Annotated in this window: 16 protein-coding genes; 10 read left to right on the forward strand and 6 right to left on the reverse strand. The window is 66.6% G+C overall.

The features are described 5' to 3' along the window. Positions 1-8: 8 nt before the first annotated feature. A complete protein-coding gene (locus D5687_RS09680; RefSeq protein ID WP_125199575.1) occupies positions 9-497 on the reverse strand; it encodes a Crp/Fnr family transcriptional regulator in 489 nt (162 codons plus the stop codon). 286 nt (positions 498-783) lie between these two features. Between D5687_RS09680 and glyA the strand changes: the two genes are divergently transcribed. From glyA to D5687_RS09725, 9 genes are all read left to right on the forward strand, one after another. Then, positions 784-2,046, forward strand: coding sequence for a serine hydroxymethyltransferase (glyA, locus tag D5687_RS09685; protein ID WP_125199576.1), 1,263 nt, complete (start codon positions 784-786; stop codon positions 2,044-2,046). 21 nt (positions 2,047-2,067) lie between these two features. Next, positions 2,068-2,568: a transcriptional regulator NrdR gene (gene nrdR, locus D5687_RS09690; protein ID WP_125199577.1), complete on the forward strand. Its 501-nt coding sequence runs from the start codon at positions 2,068-2,070 to the stop codon at positions 2,566-2,568. Positions 2,569-2,629: 61 nt separating this feature from the next. Continuing rightward, entirely contained in the window at positions 2,630-3,721 is a 1,092-nt protein-coding gene (ribD, locus tag D5687_RS09695; RefSeq protein WP_125199578.1) for a bifunctional diaminohydroxyphosphoribosylaminopyrimidine deaminase/5-amino-6-(5-phosphoribosylamino)uracil reductase RibD, read from the forward strand. 35 nt (positions 3,722-3,756) lie between these two features. Then, complete coding sequence (locus tag D5687_RS09700; RefSeq protein ID WP_125199579.1) at positions 3,757-4,398, forward strand: riboflavin synthase; 642 nt, start codon at positions 3,757-3,759, stop codon at positions 4,396-4,398. A 91-nt stretch (positions 4,399-4,489) separates the two neighbouring features. Then, positions 4,490-5,602, forward strand: coding sequence for a 3,4-dihydroxy-2-butanone-4-phosphate synthase (ribB, locus tag D5687_RS09705; protein WP_125199580.1), 1,113 nt, complete (start codon positions 4,490-4,492; stop codon positions 5,600-5,602). 24 nt (positions 5,603-5,626) lie between these two features. Further along, complete coding sequence (gene ribE, locus D5687_RS09710) at positions 5,627-6,109, forward strand: 6,7-dimethyl-8-ribityllumazine synthase (protein ID WP_125199581.1); 483 nt, start codon at positions 5,627-5,629, stop codon at positions 6,107-6,109. A 6-nt stretch (positions 6,110-6,115) separates the two neighbouring features. After that, complete coding sequence (gene nusB / locus D5687_RS09715; protein ID WP_125199582.1) at positions 6,116-6,643, forward strand: transcription antitermination factor NusB; 528 nt, start codon at positions 6,116-6,118, stop codon at positions 6,641-6,643. A gap of 43 nt (positions 6,644-6,686) precedes the next feature. Then, positions 6,687-7,652 carry a thiamine-phosphate kinase gene (gene thiL / locus D5687_RS09720; protein WP_125199583.1) on the forward strand — a complete coding sequence of 322 codons (966 nt, stop codon included), beginning with the start codon at positions 6,687-6,689 and terminating at the stop codon, positions 7,650-7,652. Beyond that, a complete protein-coding gene (locus D5687_RS09725; protein ID WP_125199584.1) occupies positions 7,649-8,182 on the forward strand; it encodes a phosphatidylglycerophosphatase A in 534 nt (177 codons plus the stop codon). The genes thiL and D5687_RS09725 overlap by 4 nt, the downstream gene beginning before the upstream one ends. A 1-nt stretch (position 8,183) precedes the next feature. Here the strand turns inward: D5687_RS09725 and moaB are convergent, their stop codons facing one another. The 4 genes from moaB to D5687_RS09745 are packed head-to-tail and all read right to left on the reverse strand — an operon-like array spanning position 8,184 to position 10,703. Then, the gene (gene moaB, locus D5687_RS09730; RefSeq protein ID WP_125199585.1) at positions 8,184-8,705 is read right to left on the reverse strand and encodes a molybdenum cofactor biosynthesis protein B; all 522 of its coding nucleotides are present in this window, start codon (positions 8,703-8,705) and stop codon (positions 8,184-8,186) included. Then, on the reverse strand, positions 8,702-8,980 hold the full coding sequence (locus D5687_RS09735) for a DUF3565 domain-containing protein (protein WP_255410311.1): 279 nt from the start codon (positions 8,978-8,980) through the stop codon (positions 8,702-8,704). The genes moaB and D5687_RS09735 overlap by 4 nt, the downstream gene beginning before the upstream one ends. Further along, positions 8,959-10,368: a 30S ribosomal protein S12 methylthiotransferase RimO gene (gene rimO, locus D5687_RS09740; protein ID WP_125199586.1), complete on the reverse strand. Its 1,410-nt coding sequence runs from the start codon at positions 10,366-10,368 to the stop codon at positions 8,959-8,961. The genes D5687_RS09735 and rimO overlap by 22 nt, the downstream gene beginning before the upstream one ends. Then, positions 10,365-10,703 carry a DUF3579 domain-containing protein gene (locus tag D5687_RS09745; protein ID WP_125199587.1) on the reverse strand — a complete coding sequence of 113 codons (339 nt, stop codon included), beginning with the start codon at positions 10,701-10,703 and terminating at the stop codon, positions 10,365-10,367. Before D5687_RS09745 ends, rimO begins: the two co-directional genes overlap by 4 nt. 263 nt (positions 10,704-10,966) lie before the next feature. Between D5687_RS09745 and D5687_RS09750 the strand changes: the two genes are divergently transcribed. Beyond that, the gene (locus D5687_RS09750; RefSeq protein ID WP_158611851.1) at positions 10,967-11,533 is read left to right on the forward strand and encodes an asparaginase domain-containing protein; all 567 of its coding nucleotides are present in this window, start codon (positions 10,967-10,969) and stop codon (positions 11,531-11,533) included. Between the two features lie 81 nt (positions 11,534-11,614). Here the strand turns inward: D5687_RS09750 and soxB are convergent, their stop codons facing one another. Then, positions 11,615-13,420, reverse strand: coding sequence for a thiosulfohydrolase SoxB (soxB, locus tag D5687_RS09755; RefSeq protein WP_125199589.1), 1,806 nt, complete (start codon positions 13,418-13,420; stop codon positions 11,615-11,617). Positions 13,421-13,637: the final 217 nt, after the last annotated feature.

The following is a 13,637-nucleotide window of genomic DNA, read 5'->3' on the forward strand; positions in this document are numbered from 1 at the left end:
CCCTCGTGTTAACCGCCCATGCTGTGGATGTACTGGTTGAGCTGGGCGACGTCGGTGCTGGTGCGCCGGTAGAGGTGATCGAGGCTGACGATCGCGTACTCGAGCAGCAGCACGGTAAACACCGGGTGCTCGAGGCGCAGGCGGTTGTACTTCTCGCGCGGCAGGCGGAGCAGTCGCACCGACGAGCGGGCCCGCATGCGCACATTGCGTGGCTGGCGATCGAAGAAGCTCATTTCGCCGAGCATCTCGCCGGCGTGGATCTGGCCGACCGGCACCTCGTTGGTGGTCGGGCCGACGATCAGTTCGGCCGTGCCGTCGAGCAGGAAGTAGAGCGACTCGCCCACTTCACCGATGTCGGCGATGATCCGGCCGCGCTCGATGATCTCGAAATCGCAGAAGTCGAGAAACGCGCTGACCTCGGCGTGGGTCAGGATCTGCGTGTCGACGTGGCGGGCGAGAAAGTCGACCAGGGCGTCGCGGTCGTTGTCGGTCATCATCACGTGAGTGCTCCCATGCCGGTTGCGGGATATTGAATGGGGCCATTGTCGCGAGCCGGCGGGGTTTTGTCGATCCTCTGGCCGCAGCGGGTTGCCATGACGCGGATTCATGCCGTTGTTGCATACCGCTCCCATGTACCGGGCAGGCGACCGGCCGCAACATGCTAGAATTCGCGGCATTGTTCGGTCGCCCGCGCCCGCGCTGGGGCGGCCGCTTGTGTTTCGCGGCCTCGACGCGTCGAGTTCGCCCCGGATTTGATTTTCCCCTTTGTCAGGAGCCGACTCCATGTTTGCCAAGTCCATGACCATCGCGGGCTACGACCCGGAACTTGCTGATGCGATCAACGCCGAGGTGCGCCGCCAGGAAGATCACGTCGAGCTGATCGCCTCGGAGAACTACGCCAGCCCGCGCGTCATGGAGGCCCAGGGCTCCGTGCTGACCAACAAGTACGCCGAGGGCTACCCGGGCAAGCGCTACTACGGCGGCTGCGAGTTCGTGGACGTGGCCGAGCAGCTGGCGATCGATCGGGTGAAGGAACTCTTCGGCGCCGACTACGCCAATGTCCAGCCGCATTCGGGCTCGCAGGCCAACGCCGCGGTGTTCCAGGCACTGGTCGAGCCGGGCGATACCGTACTCGGCATGAGCCTGGATGCCGGCGGTCACCTGACCCACGGTGCCAAGCCCAACTTCTCCGGGCGCATCTACCACGCCGTTCAGTACGGTATCGATGCCGAGGGCTACGTCGACTACGACGAGGTCGAGCGCCTGGCCAAGGAGCACAAGCCGAAGATGATCATCGCCGGCTTCTCCGCCTACTCGCGCGTGCTGGACTGGGCGCGTTTCCGGGAGATCGCCGATGCGGTGGGCGCCTACCTGATGGTCGACATGGCCCATGTCTCGGGCCTGGTTGCCGCCGGTCTCTACCCGAACCCGGTGCCGCACGCCCACGTGGTCACCTCGACCACGCACAAGACCCTGCGCGGCCCGCGCGGCGGCATCATCATCGCCAAGGCCGACCCGGACCTGGAGAAGAAATTCCAGTCGCGGATCTTCCCGGGCACCCAGGGCGGCCCGTTGATGCACGCGATCGCCGGCAAGGCGGTGGCCTTCAAGGAGGCGCTCGAGCCCGACTTCAAGACCTACCAGCAGCAGGTGATCGACAACGCGCGCACCATGGCGCAGGTGTTCGTCGATCGCGGCATCGACGTGGTCTCCGGCGGCACCGACAACCACCTGTTCCTGGTCAGCTTCGTCAAGCGCGGCCTGACCGGCAAGGCGGTCGACGAGGCGCTGGGGAGGGCCCACATCACGGTCAACAAGAACGCCGTGCCCAACGACCCGCAATCGCCGTTCGTCACCTCGGGCATCCGGGTGGGCACCGCGGCGATCACCACGCGCGGCTTCGGCGTCGACGAGTCCCGTGATCTGGCCGGCTGGATGTGCGACATCATCGACGACATCGAGAACGATGCGGTGATCGAGGCGGTGCGCGAGAAGGTGACCGCGCTCTGCCGTCGCCTGCCGGTCTACGAGGCCAACCGGGCCTGATCGGCCGATTCGGGGCACGGCATGCGCTGCGCGATCTGTGGCAATGACGACACCCGCGTGATCGACTCGCGGGCGATCGACGCCGGCGAGGGCATCCGTCGCCGGCGCGAATGTGCCGCCTGCGGTCAGCGATTCACCACCTACGAACGGGCCGATCGGCAAATGCCGCGGGTGGTCAAGTCCAACGGCGCGCGACAGAACTTCGACGATCGCAAGCTGCGCGACGGCCTGATGCGCGCGCTGGAAAAACGTCCCGTGCCGACCCGCCGGGTCGAAGAGGCGATCGAGCAGATCGAACGCCAGCTCAGGAGTCGCGGCGAGCGCGAGATCGCCGCCCGCGAGATCGGCGACATGGTGATGGCCCAATTGCGTAGGCTCGACCACGTCGCCTACATCCGCTTTGCCTCGGTCTACCTGAGCTTCGACAGCGTCGAGGCCTTCCGCGACGCGATCGAATCGCTGGCCAACGACGTGATCAGCGACCCGGATCATCAATTGCCCCTGATCGGCGATGCCAACTGAGGCCGCCGACCGGCGCGCGTCCCATGAGGATCGGCCCGTGGCCCACCAGGATCGACAATGGATGAATCACGCGCTGGCGTTGGCCGAGCGTGGGCGCTACACCACCTCGCCCAACCCGCGTGTGGGCTGCGTGCTGGTCCGTGACGGCAAGATCGTCGGCGAGGGCTTCCACGCCCGCGCCGGCGAGCCACATGCCGAGGTGCACGCCCTGCGTGCTGCCGGGGAGAAGGCACACGGGTCGACGGCTTACGTGACGCTCGAGCCCTGCAGCCACGTGGGCCGTACGCCGGCCTGCGCGCCGCAACTGGTTCAGGCCGGTGTGGCCCGCGTGGTCACCGCCATGAACGATCCCAACCCGCAGGTGGCGGGGCGCGGACATGCCTTTTTGCGCGAGGCGGGGGTCGAGGTGGTCGAGGCGATCGCCCCGGCGGCGGCCCGCGCGCTCAACCCGGGATTCGTCTCGCGCATGGAGCGCGGGCGGCCCTGGGTGACGGTCAAGGTGGCCCAGTCGCTCGACGGGCGCAGTGCGCTGGCCAGCGGCGAGAGCCAGTGGATCACCGGCGAGGCGGCGCGGCATGACGTGCAGTTCCTGCGCGCGCGCCAGTGCGCGGTCCTGAGCGGCATCGACACCGTGCTGACCGACAGCGCGCGCCTGAACGTGCGCCTGTCGGCCGAGGAATTGGGTATCGAGGGCGAGGTGCGCCAGCCGGTGCGCGTGGTGCTCGACTCGGGCCTGCGCCTGCCGCCCTTTGCCGCGATCTTCGATGCACCGGGGCCGGTGTGGATCTACACCCGCGATGCCAATGATGGCGTCCACCGCGAGGCCCTGCTCAAGCGTGAGGCGACCCTGATCGAGGCACCGACTGCCCCCCGGCTGGGCCTCGACCTGGATTTCATTCTGGCCGACCTGGCGCGGCGGGAAATCAACGAGGTGCTGGTCGAGGCGGGCGCCAAACTGGCTGGTGCGTTCGTCGCCGCCGGGCTGTGCGACGAGCTGGTCGTCTACCAGGCGCCGGTGCTGCTCGGCCACCAAGCCCGGCCGGCACTGGCGCTGCCCGAGCCGAGTGCACTGGCCGACGCGACCCGCTGGACGCTGGTCGACGAGACGCGCCTGGCCGACGACCTGCGCCTGACCCTGCGGCCGGTCCGCTGACGTTCGCGACCGCCCACTACCTGCGGAGAGAACCCATGTTCACCGGCATCATCCAGACCGTCGGCACCCTGGTCGAGCAGACCCCCACGGGCGGCGACGCGCGCCTGACCATCGATGCCCCGGGGCTTGATCTGGCGAACACCGCCATCGGCGACAGCATCGCTGTCAACGGCGTCTGCCTGACGGTCACCGATCTCGAGGGCGACCGCTTTTCGGTTGATTGCTCGGCCGAGACCTTGCGCCTGACCACGGTTGGGCAACTGGCCCCCGGTTCGCGCGTCAATCTCGAGCCGGCGCTCACGCTGGCCACCCCGCTGGGCGGGCACCTGGTCAGCGGCCACGTCGATGGGCTGGCGATCATCGATGCGCGACGTAACGAGGCGCGGGCCACCGAGTTCTGGTTGCGCGTGCCACCGGAGCTGGCGCGTTACGTCGCCAAGAAGGGCTCGGTCGCCATCGACGGCGTGAGCCTGACGGTCAACGAGGTCAGCGGGACGCGCTGTCGCCTGACCATCATCCCGCACACGCTCGACGTGACCATCATGGGTGAGTACCGGCCCGGGCGGCAGGTCAACCTGGAGGTGGACCTGATGGCCCGTTACCTCGAGCGCCTGCTGCAGGCGGGCGAGGGGACTGCCGGTACCGGCGGGCAGAGCCCCTATCAGGCCCTGACCTGAGTCGACCGGGCCGGCTTGGTGGGCGGATGGTCTACAGTCGGCCCCGCGATGATACAATCACCGATTGCCTTCGACGGCGCTGAGAGACCCTATGAGCTTTAGTTCCATTGACGAGATCCTCGACGACCTGCGCGCCGGGCGCATGGTCATCATTGTCGATGACGAGGATCGCGAGAACGAGGGCGATCTGGTCATGCTGGCCGAGCAGGTGCGCCCCGAAGACATCAACTTCATGGCGCGCTACGGACGCGGGTTGATTTGCCTGACGCTGTCGCAGCCGCGTTGCGAGCAACTGGAACTGCCGCTGATGGTCAGCCGCACCCGCGAGGCCTTCCAGACGGCGTTCACCGTCTCGATCGAGGCCGCGCGCGGCGTGACCACCGGCATCTCGGCCGCCGACCGCGCTACCACCATTCGCACGGCGGTGGCCCCTGAAGCCAAGCCGTCCGACCTGGTCCAGCCGGGACACGTCTTTCCGCTGATGGCGCGACCCGGTGGCGTGCTGGCGCGTGCCGGCCACACCGAGGCGGGCGTGGACCTGGCGCGATTGGCCGAGGCGCGCGAGCCGTCGGCGGTGATCGTCGAGATCCTCAACGAGGACGGCTCGATGGCGCGCCGTCCGGACCTGGAGCGCTTCGCCGCCGAGCACGACATCAAGATCGGCTCGATCGAGGACTTGATCCGCTACCGCATGCGCCACGAGCGCTCGGTCGAGCACCAGTTCGCCACCGAGATCGACACGCGTCACGGCCGATTCACACTGCATGCCTACAAGGACTTCACCAGCGGGCAGTTGCAGTTTGCCGCGGTGCGCGGCACGCCGGATGCCGAGACGCCCACCCCGGTACGGGTGCACGTGCATCATGCGGTCTGCGACCTGTTCGAGCCGCAGGGCCGCGATTGCGGCTGGCCGTTCTCCGACGTGCTGGCCCGGCTGGGTGAGATGGAAACGGGCGTGGCCGTGGTGCTGCGCTCGACCCCCAACGAGGACGAGATGCTGCGCCAGCTGCAAGGGTGGGAGCAGCCCTCGTCACCGCCGGCCGGGGGCGAGGTCGAAGAACTGCGAAACTACGGGGTGGGTGCCCAGATCCTCAAGGATCTGGGCGTCCGCCAGATGCGCGTGATGAGCGCGCCCAAACGCTTCCATGCCCTGGCCGGCTTCGGCCTGGAAGTGGTTGACTACATTCACGACGAGGCGGAATGACCGCCGCTCACGGGACAGACAGGCATGAATGAAGTTCAGGTGATCGAAGGCGGGCTGACGGCCCGCCCGGGACGTTACGCCATCGTGGCGACGCGCTGGAACGCGCAGGTGGTCGACCGGTTGCGCGACGGAGCGATCGACACCCTGCGTCGGCACGGCATCGACCCGGCCCAGATCACGGTGGTGATGGCGCCGGGCTCCTTCGAGCTGCCGCTGGTGGCCCAGCGGGTCGCCGCGAGCGAGAAGTTCGACGCGATCATCTGCCTGGGCGCGGTCATCCGTGGCGCGACGCCGCACTTCGACTACGTCGCGGGCGAGGCGGCCAAGGGGATCGCCGGCGTGGCGACCGATTTCGACATGCCGGTGATCTTCGGCGTGCTGACGACCGACACGGTCGACCAAGCGATGGAACGCGCCGGCAGCAAGGCCGGCAACAAGGGCTCGGAAGCCGCCGCCACCGCCATCGAGATGGTCAATCTTCTCGATCAGATCGACCAGATTGCCTAAGCGCCCATGATCAAGCAGTTTCCCCAGGATGAGTCCCACGGCGGCGAAGAGGACCCGCGCGGTACCGAGGAACGCTCCTCGGGCCGTGGCGGCAAGTCCTCGCCGGCGCGTAAACAACGGCGCTGGGCGCGTGAGCGGGCCGCACAGGGGCTCTACCAGCAGTTGATGAACCCGATTCCGCTCGACCAGCTCGAGGCGCAGTTCATGGAGGATGCCTTCATGCTGCGTATCGATCTCGAGTTGTTCCGGCGCATCCTGCGTGGTGTCGAGCAGCATGCCGCCGAACTCGATTCGGCCATCGAGCCGCACCTGGATCGTCCGGTGCATGAGCTCGACCCGATCGAGCACGCCATCCTCCGTCTGGGTGCCTTCGAGCTGACGCACATGCTCGAGACCCCGCGCGCGATCGTGATCAACGAGGCGGTCGAGCTGGCCAAGCGCTTCGGCGCGACCGATGGGCATCGCTACGTCAATGGCGTGCTCGATCGGCTGGCCGACCGCACCCGCCCTACCGAACCCCGCCGCCGGGACTGACGGCCCTCGCCCCGTCGGGTCGTCCGAAAGGAGACTGGTCGACATGCAGGAATTCGACCTGATCCATCGCTATTTTGACTGGGCTCCGGTGAACTCCGAGGTGGTCCTTGCCGGCGGTGACGATGCCGCGATCCTGGCCCCGCCACCGGGCCGGCAGGTGGTGATCGCCACCGACATGCTGATCGCCGGTCGGCATTTCCCCGAATCGACCGCCCCCGACGCCATTGCCCACAAGGCGCTGGCGGTGAATCTCTCCGATCTGGCCGCGATGGGCGCGACCCCGCTCGGCTTCACCTTGTCGCTGGGCCTGCCCGAGACCGACGAAGCCTGGCTGGAACGCTTCTCTGGCGGCCTGCGTGCGGCCGCGGATCGCTGGGGCTGCAATCTCGTCGGCGGCGACACCGTGCGCTCCCCGCAGCTGACCCTGTCGATCACCGCCTTCGGTTCGGTTGCCAGCGGCACCGCGATCCGGCGAGACGGTGCGCGCGCCGGCGACCGGTTGGCGGTCACCGGCACCGTCGGCGATGCCGCGCTGGGCCTGATCGTGGCTCTGCAACCGGACCAGGTGCCTGCCGAACTGCCCGAGGCCGATCGTGCCTATCTCCTCGATCGACTCGACCGCCCGGAGCCGCGATTGGCCACCGGGCAGGCGCTATGCGGGCAGGCAGCCGGTCTGGATATCTCCGATGGACTGCTCCAGGACCTCGGTCACATGCTGGGTGCCAGCGGACTTTCGGCGGAAATCGACCTCGACGCCATCCCCCTGTCATCGGCGGCAAGACACTGGCTCGATACCCAGCCCGCGGCTATCGACCAGATGCTGGGTGGGGGCGATGACTACGAGTTGCTGCTTGCCCTGCCGCCCGGGTTAGCACTGGACCCGGCCTGGGGGCTGACGATGATCGGTCGGCTGGACGATGCCGGACCGGTGGGCGCGATCCGGGAACGAACCGGGCGGCCCTTGCCGGGGCAACGCGGCTACGACCATTTCGGCGAGGAGGGCGCATGATCGGCACCAAAACTTCGCGGCGGGTTCGGGTGGCGGATCTCGGGCGCAGCCCGGTGATGTGGCTCGCCTTCGGTGGCGGAACGGGGTTGGCGCCGCGCGCACCCGGCACCGTCGGTACGCTGCCGGGCCTTCTGCTGGGCTGGTTGTTGATGACGCTCGCGGCACCTTTGGGTGAGGCGGCGGTGATCACCGTGATCCTTGCCGCCACCCTGGTGTTGTCCGTCGTCGGGGTCTATCTGTGCGGCGAGGCGAGCCGACGCCTGGGCGTGCACGACCATGGCGGCATCGTCTTCGATGAGATTGTCGGGGTGTTGTTGGTGTTCGTGGCGTTGCCGGAGACCTGGTGGCAGGTGGCCCTGATCTTTCTCTGGTTCCGGGTGTTCGACGTGATCAAGCCGTGGCCGATCAGCTGGCTGGATCGGCGGGTGCACGGCGGGCTGGGCATCATGCTCGACGACCTGCTGGCTGGCGTCTATGCCCTGGTAGCCGTCTGGCTGAGCCTGTGGGGAATCGGCGTGTTTGCTGGCTGACTTATCGCTCGGTCAGTCGCGGCATCAGTTCGACCAGGTTGCAGGGACGCTTGCGGTAATCGAGCTGAGATTCGATCAGGTTGTCCCAGGCATCCTTGCAGGCACCGGTCGAGCCGGGCAGGACGAACAGGTAGGTGCGATTGGCGACCCCGGCGGTTGCGCGCGACTGCAGGGTCGAGCTGCCGATGGTCTGGAACGACAGGGCGCGGAACATCTCACCGAACCCGTCGATGGTCTTGTCGAACAGTACCGAGACGGCCTCCGGGGTGCCGTCGCGGCCCGTCAGGCCGGTGCCCCCGGTGGTGATCACCACGTCGCAATCGGGTGCGGCGATCCACTGCGAGACGGCCGCGCGGATCTGGTAGATGTCGTCCGGGCGCAACTGGCGTTCGTAGAGCCGGTGACCGACGCTCTCAAGGCGCTCGACCAGCAGGTCGCCAGAGCGATCCTCCGCCAGGCTGCGGCTGTCGGAGACGGTCAACACGGCAATGTTCAGCGGCTTGAAGTGACGTTCTTCGCTCATGGTCGATTTCCCTCCGAGGGTGCCGGTTGCGGCAGCGGGTCAGGTTCGGCCCCGTCGGCGCATTTGCGGCATGGCAGCGTCGTGCCCAGCATGGCAATGCGCCCCAGACTCTGTTCCACCCAGGGGCGGTTGATCCAGGGCGGATCGTGACGGGTGTGCTGGTGATGGCCGCATTCGAGACGCGCGAACCAGTGACCCTCGGCATCGCGATGGAACGAGCGGATCGCTCGCGGCGGTGCCTCGACCGAGATCATCAGGGAACGGGAACGCCCCACAGGTCGTGCTCGTCCGCCTCGATGATCTCCACCTCGAGGAAATCGCCGGGCGCGACATCCGTGACTTCCGGCAGGTAGACCACGCCGTCGATCTCCGGGGCATCGGCCATGCTGCGCGCCACCGCACCGGAATCGTCCACGGCGTCGACCAGCACCGGCATGCGCTGCCCCACCTTTTTCGCCAGCTTGGCGGCACTGATGGCCGCCTGCTTTTCCATGAAACGCGCCAGTCGCTCCTGCTTGACGTCCTCCGGCACCGGGTCGGGCAAGTCGTTCGCGGTCGCGCCGTCGACCGGCGAGTAGGCGAAGGCGCCCACGCGGTCGAGTTGCGCCTCGTCGAGGAAGTCGAGTAGTTCCTGGAATTCCGCTTCCGTCTCGCCGGGGAAACCGACGATGAAGGTGGAACGGATGGTGATTTCCGGGCAGATCTCACGCCACTTGGCGATCCGCTTGAGTACGTTCTCGCTGGAGGCCGGGCGCTTCATCAGCTTGAGGATGCGGTGGCTGGCGTGCTGGAAGGGGATGTCCAGGTACGGCAGGATCAGCCCTTCGGCCATCAGCTCGACCGCGTCATCGACGTGCGGGTACGGGTAGACGTAGTGCAGCCGTATCCACGCATCCAGCGAGCCCAGGGCCGCCGCGAGTTCGCGGAAACGGGTCTTGAGCGGGCGGCCGCCCCAGAAGTCGAGCCGATAGCGGGTGTCGATGCCGTAGGCGCTGGTGTCCTGGGAGACGACCAGCAGCTCGCGTACGCCGACGTTGACCAGGTTCTCGGCCTCGGTCATCACCTCGCCGATCGGGCGGCTGACGAGATCGCCCCGCAGGCTGGGGATGATGCAGAAGCTGCAGCGATGGTTGCAGCCTTCGGAAATCTTGAGGTAGGCGTAGTGGCGCGGGGTGAGCTTGACGCCGACCGCGTCCTCGAGCGACACCGTGTCGGTATCGAGCGCCTCGTCACTGACGGGTGCCGAGGTCTTGCCTCGGGCCTGGCTGCCCGGCTCGGGCATCACGTCGACGAACGGGTCGAACCGCGGCGGCAGGTGCTGGTGGACCGCGTCCATCACCTCCTGGTAGGCCTGCGGGCCGGTCACGGCGAGCACGTTCGGGTGCGTCTGGCGCACCAGCTCACCTTCGTCACGGCCACCCAGGCAACCGGTGACGATGACGCGACCGTTCTCGTCCAGGGCCTCGCCGATGGTGTCGAGCGATTCCTGCACCGCCGAGTCGATGAACCCGCAGGTATTGATGATCACCAGCTCCGCGCCCTCGTAGCTGTCGGACAGGGCATAGCCCTCCGCGCGCAGCTGCGTGAGGATGCGTTCCGAGTCGACCAGCGCCTTCGGGCAGCCGAGGCTGACGAAGCCGATACGCGGCGGGTTGTGGGTCATGAGGGCGCGGCGTCCGGGGACGTGGGGGCGTTGTCGCCGGTGTATTCCTCGAGATGGCCGTCCGGGTACTGGACGTGCATCTTGAGGTTGTTGCGCTCGATGAACTGCATCACCGAGTCGAACATCTGCCGGTTGCCGGTCTTGAGGCCCGGCTCGATGGCGAGGACCTTCTGTCCGTTGAGCATCACCGGGTGCAGCCGTTGCGAGTAGACCAGGCGGTGCTGGGCAAACGTCGCATCCCAGCTCGAGATGCGATCGATCCAGTCACTCGGGCGGAATCGGGCGCCGGCCTTGGTCACTGACTCGACGATGTAGCGTTTCGGCTGGTTGTCCATGAAGTCGTGGCTTGCTCGGCCTGCACCGAATGTGGATGGGGCGTGTCGAAGGCGTCGTGCGGCCGGTTGGCTTCGCGTGCCGTTGGCGGCCGTCGCGGTAAGCTTGGGCTCGGTCGTTACCCACCCGGATGAGTTACCGTGGCGGTCACTCCTGGCCGGGGAATACCGGGACGCTCGACGCTTCCTTTAGAATCAATCGGCCATTTTACTTCACTTGGCCGGCAAACGCATCCGGCCAGATAAAACCAGGCAGGGAAAAGGGCATGGAAACACGCGCGGGAGTTGCTCAGGAGCGCCGGGACGGCTCGTTGTCGATCATCCTGGTAGATACCGGGGGCACGTTCAACAAGTGCTATCGTCCGACCGACGGCACCCTGGTTGTCGAGTCCGGCGCGCGGGCCGCACGCGAGATTCTGCGGTCGGCCGAGATGAACCTCGATATCGACTGGCTTGAGCCGGTGTGCAAGGACAGCCTGGACATGACCGAGGCCGATCGTGATGCCATCGTCGCCTCGCTGTCCAAAGCGGCGCGCCGGCGGCCGGCGGCTCCGATCATCGTGGTGCACGGCACCGACACCATGGTGCGCACGGGCGAGGTGCTCTCCCGGGCGTTTCCCGACCGCTGTGTAGTGTTGACGGGGGCCATGTATCCCTACGAGATCGACCCGGTCGAACCGGCGTTGAATCTCGGGCAGGCGTTGGGGTTCGTGCAGGGGTGTCCCGGCCCCGGCGTCTATCTGGCGATGAGCGGGTTGGTGCGTCCGCTTGGCGAGCTGGAGAAGAATCGGGCCCGGGGCTGTTTCCGGCCGGGGGCGTCGCCGTCCGCCTGAAAAAACTGACCAACATGAAAAAGGCCCCGCCAGCTGGCGGGGCCTTGATGGTTCAGGCATCCCCCGAAGGGGACCCCGGTATCAGCACTTGTTGGTGTAACCCGGGTTGCCGTCCATGCCCTTGAGGACCGGCTCGTTGAGCTCGACGGGCTTGATGTGCTTCTGGTCACGCAGCCAAGTCTCGATCTGGTCCCAGATCATCTCGCCGGTATCGCCCGGGATGTTGCCCGGCTCGGCAACCGAGGCCCAGCCGGCGACCTTGTAGGACTTCTTCGGATCGATCGGCTCGCCGCCGAGCTCCATGTCCAGGATGCGCTTGCCCTTCTCGGCCTTCGGCGCGCAGGCGTACTTCAGGCCACCGACGCGAACCATGTCGCCACCCTGCTGGTAGTAGGGGTCGGTGTTGAAGATGTTGTCGCAGACGTCCTCGAGGATGCCCTTGATCTGCTCGCCGGTGAACTCGTTGACGGTGACGTTCGGGTAGGTCAGCGCCACGTGAGTCATCATGTCGTCGTAGGTGATCGGCTCACCCGGGATCAGGGAGGTGCCCCAGCGAACGCCCGGCGAGAACGAGATCTGCGCGTCGTTGACGTCGATCAGTGCATCGCAGAGCAGCTGGTCCCAGGTGCCGGTGAAGTTGCCGCGACGGTAGAGCAGGGCGTCGTTGGTCGCCAGCACGTCGGAGGTGCGCTCGCCGACGTTGAACTTCTTGCCTTCGAACTCGATGTTCTGGCTGTACATCTTGTCGATGTACTCCTGCATCTCCTTGTCCGGCTCGATGAAGTCGGAGAAGACCGGCAGCAGGTGGTACTTGTAGTCCTGTACCTTGCCGTTGCGCACGTCGAAGTCCAGTACGCCGAGGTACTTGGCGTTGGAGCCGGCGTTGGTGACCAGGGTCTGGCCGCTGCGGTTCTTGACCACGGTCGGGGTCGGAACCGCGTCGTGGGTGTGACCGCCCATGATCGCGTCGATGCCGGTAACGCGGCTGGCCATCTTGAGATCCACGTCCATGCCATTGTGCGACAGGACCACGACTACCTCGGCGCCTTCGCCGCGGGCGGCGTCAACGGCATCCTGCATCTCGTCGTCACGGATGCCGAAGGTCCAGCCTTCGGTCATCCAGCGCGGGTTGGCGATCGAGGTGTACGGGAACGCCTGGCCGACGACCGCCACCTTGACGCCGTTCTGCTCACGGATGACGTACGGCTTAAAGACGCGCTCCATGAAGTCGGAGTCGCGGATGTTCTGGGCGACGAAGTTACAGTCGGTCGCGCCTTCCAGATCGGCGATGCCCTCGAGCATGCGATCGGCGGTGTAGGTGGCTTCCCAGTGCGAAGTGAAGAAGTCCGGCTTGGCGATCTTCATCGCGTCGATCTGACTCTGGGCGTCGGTCCACAGGGCCAGGGCGTTGCCCTGCCAGTTGTCGCCGCCGTCCAGCAGGAAAGCGCCCGGACGCTGCTCGCGCATGTGCTTGATCAGGGTGAGCAGGTGCGCGAAGCCGCCGACCTTGCCGTACTTCTTGGCCGCTTCGGCGAAGTCGATGCAGGTGAAGGCGTGAGCGGCCGGGGTGTTCGGCTCGAGGCCGAAGTGCTTGAGGAACTTGTCGCCGACCAGGTGCGGGGCGTTGCCTTCCATAGAGCCAACGCCGAGGTTGATCGACGGCTCGCGGAAATAGACCGGCTTGAGCTGGGCGTGCATGTCGGTCATGTGCAGGATCGACACGTTGCCGAACTTGGGCACTTCGTACATGTTGCTCGAGGCGTTGTTCGCCTTCACGGAGCTCGCTACACGCTGGGTGCCGGTGCCGGCCTGGGCGGTCTCGAGGTTGATGCCGGCAGCCGAGGCCACGGCGAGCATCTGCAGAAATTCGCGACGAGAAAGACTCATTGAAAACTCCCCTTTCGTTTTCAGTTAGGGTCAGCTCCCGGCCCGGCGTGCAGCAGGGGACGGGATCCTTGGGATCTTTAGTGGTTCCCTGACCCGGCCCAAGCCTGGTGGGCACTTCGGGGCAGTGTCAGGAAACTGAACCGGGACATTTAACCATACTGAGGTAGTGTCCAGTCAAGTGGTGTAAAAGCGAGATAGCCACCAAAGCCCTCGTCGC

Origin of the sequence: Guyparkeria sp. SCN-R1 (genome assembly GCF_003932495.1) — a bacterium.
GTDB lineage: Bacteria > Pseudomonadota > Gammaproteobacteria > Halothiobacillales > Halothiobacillaceae > Guyparkeria.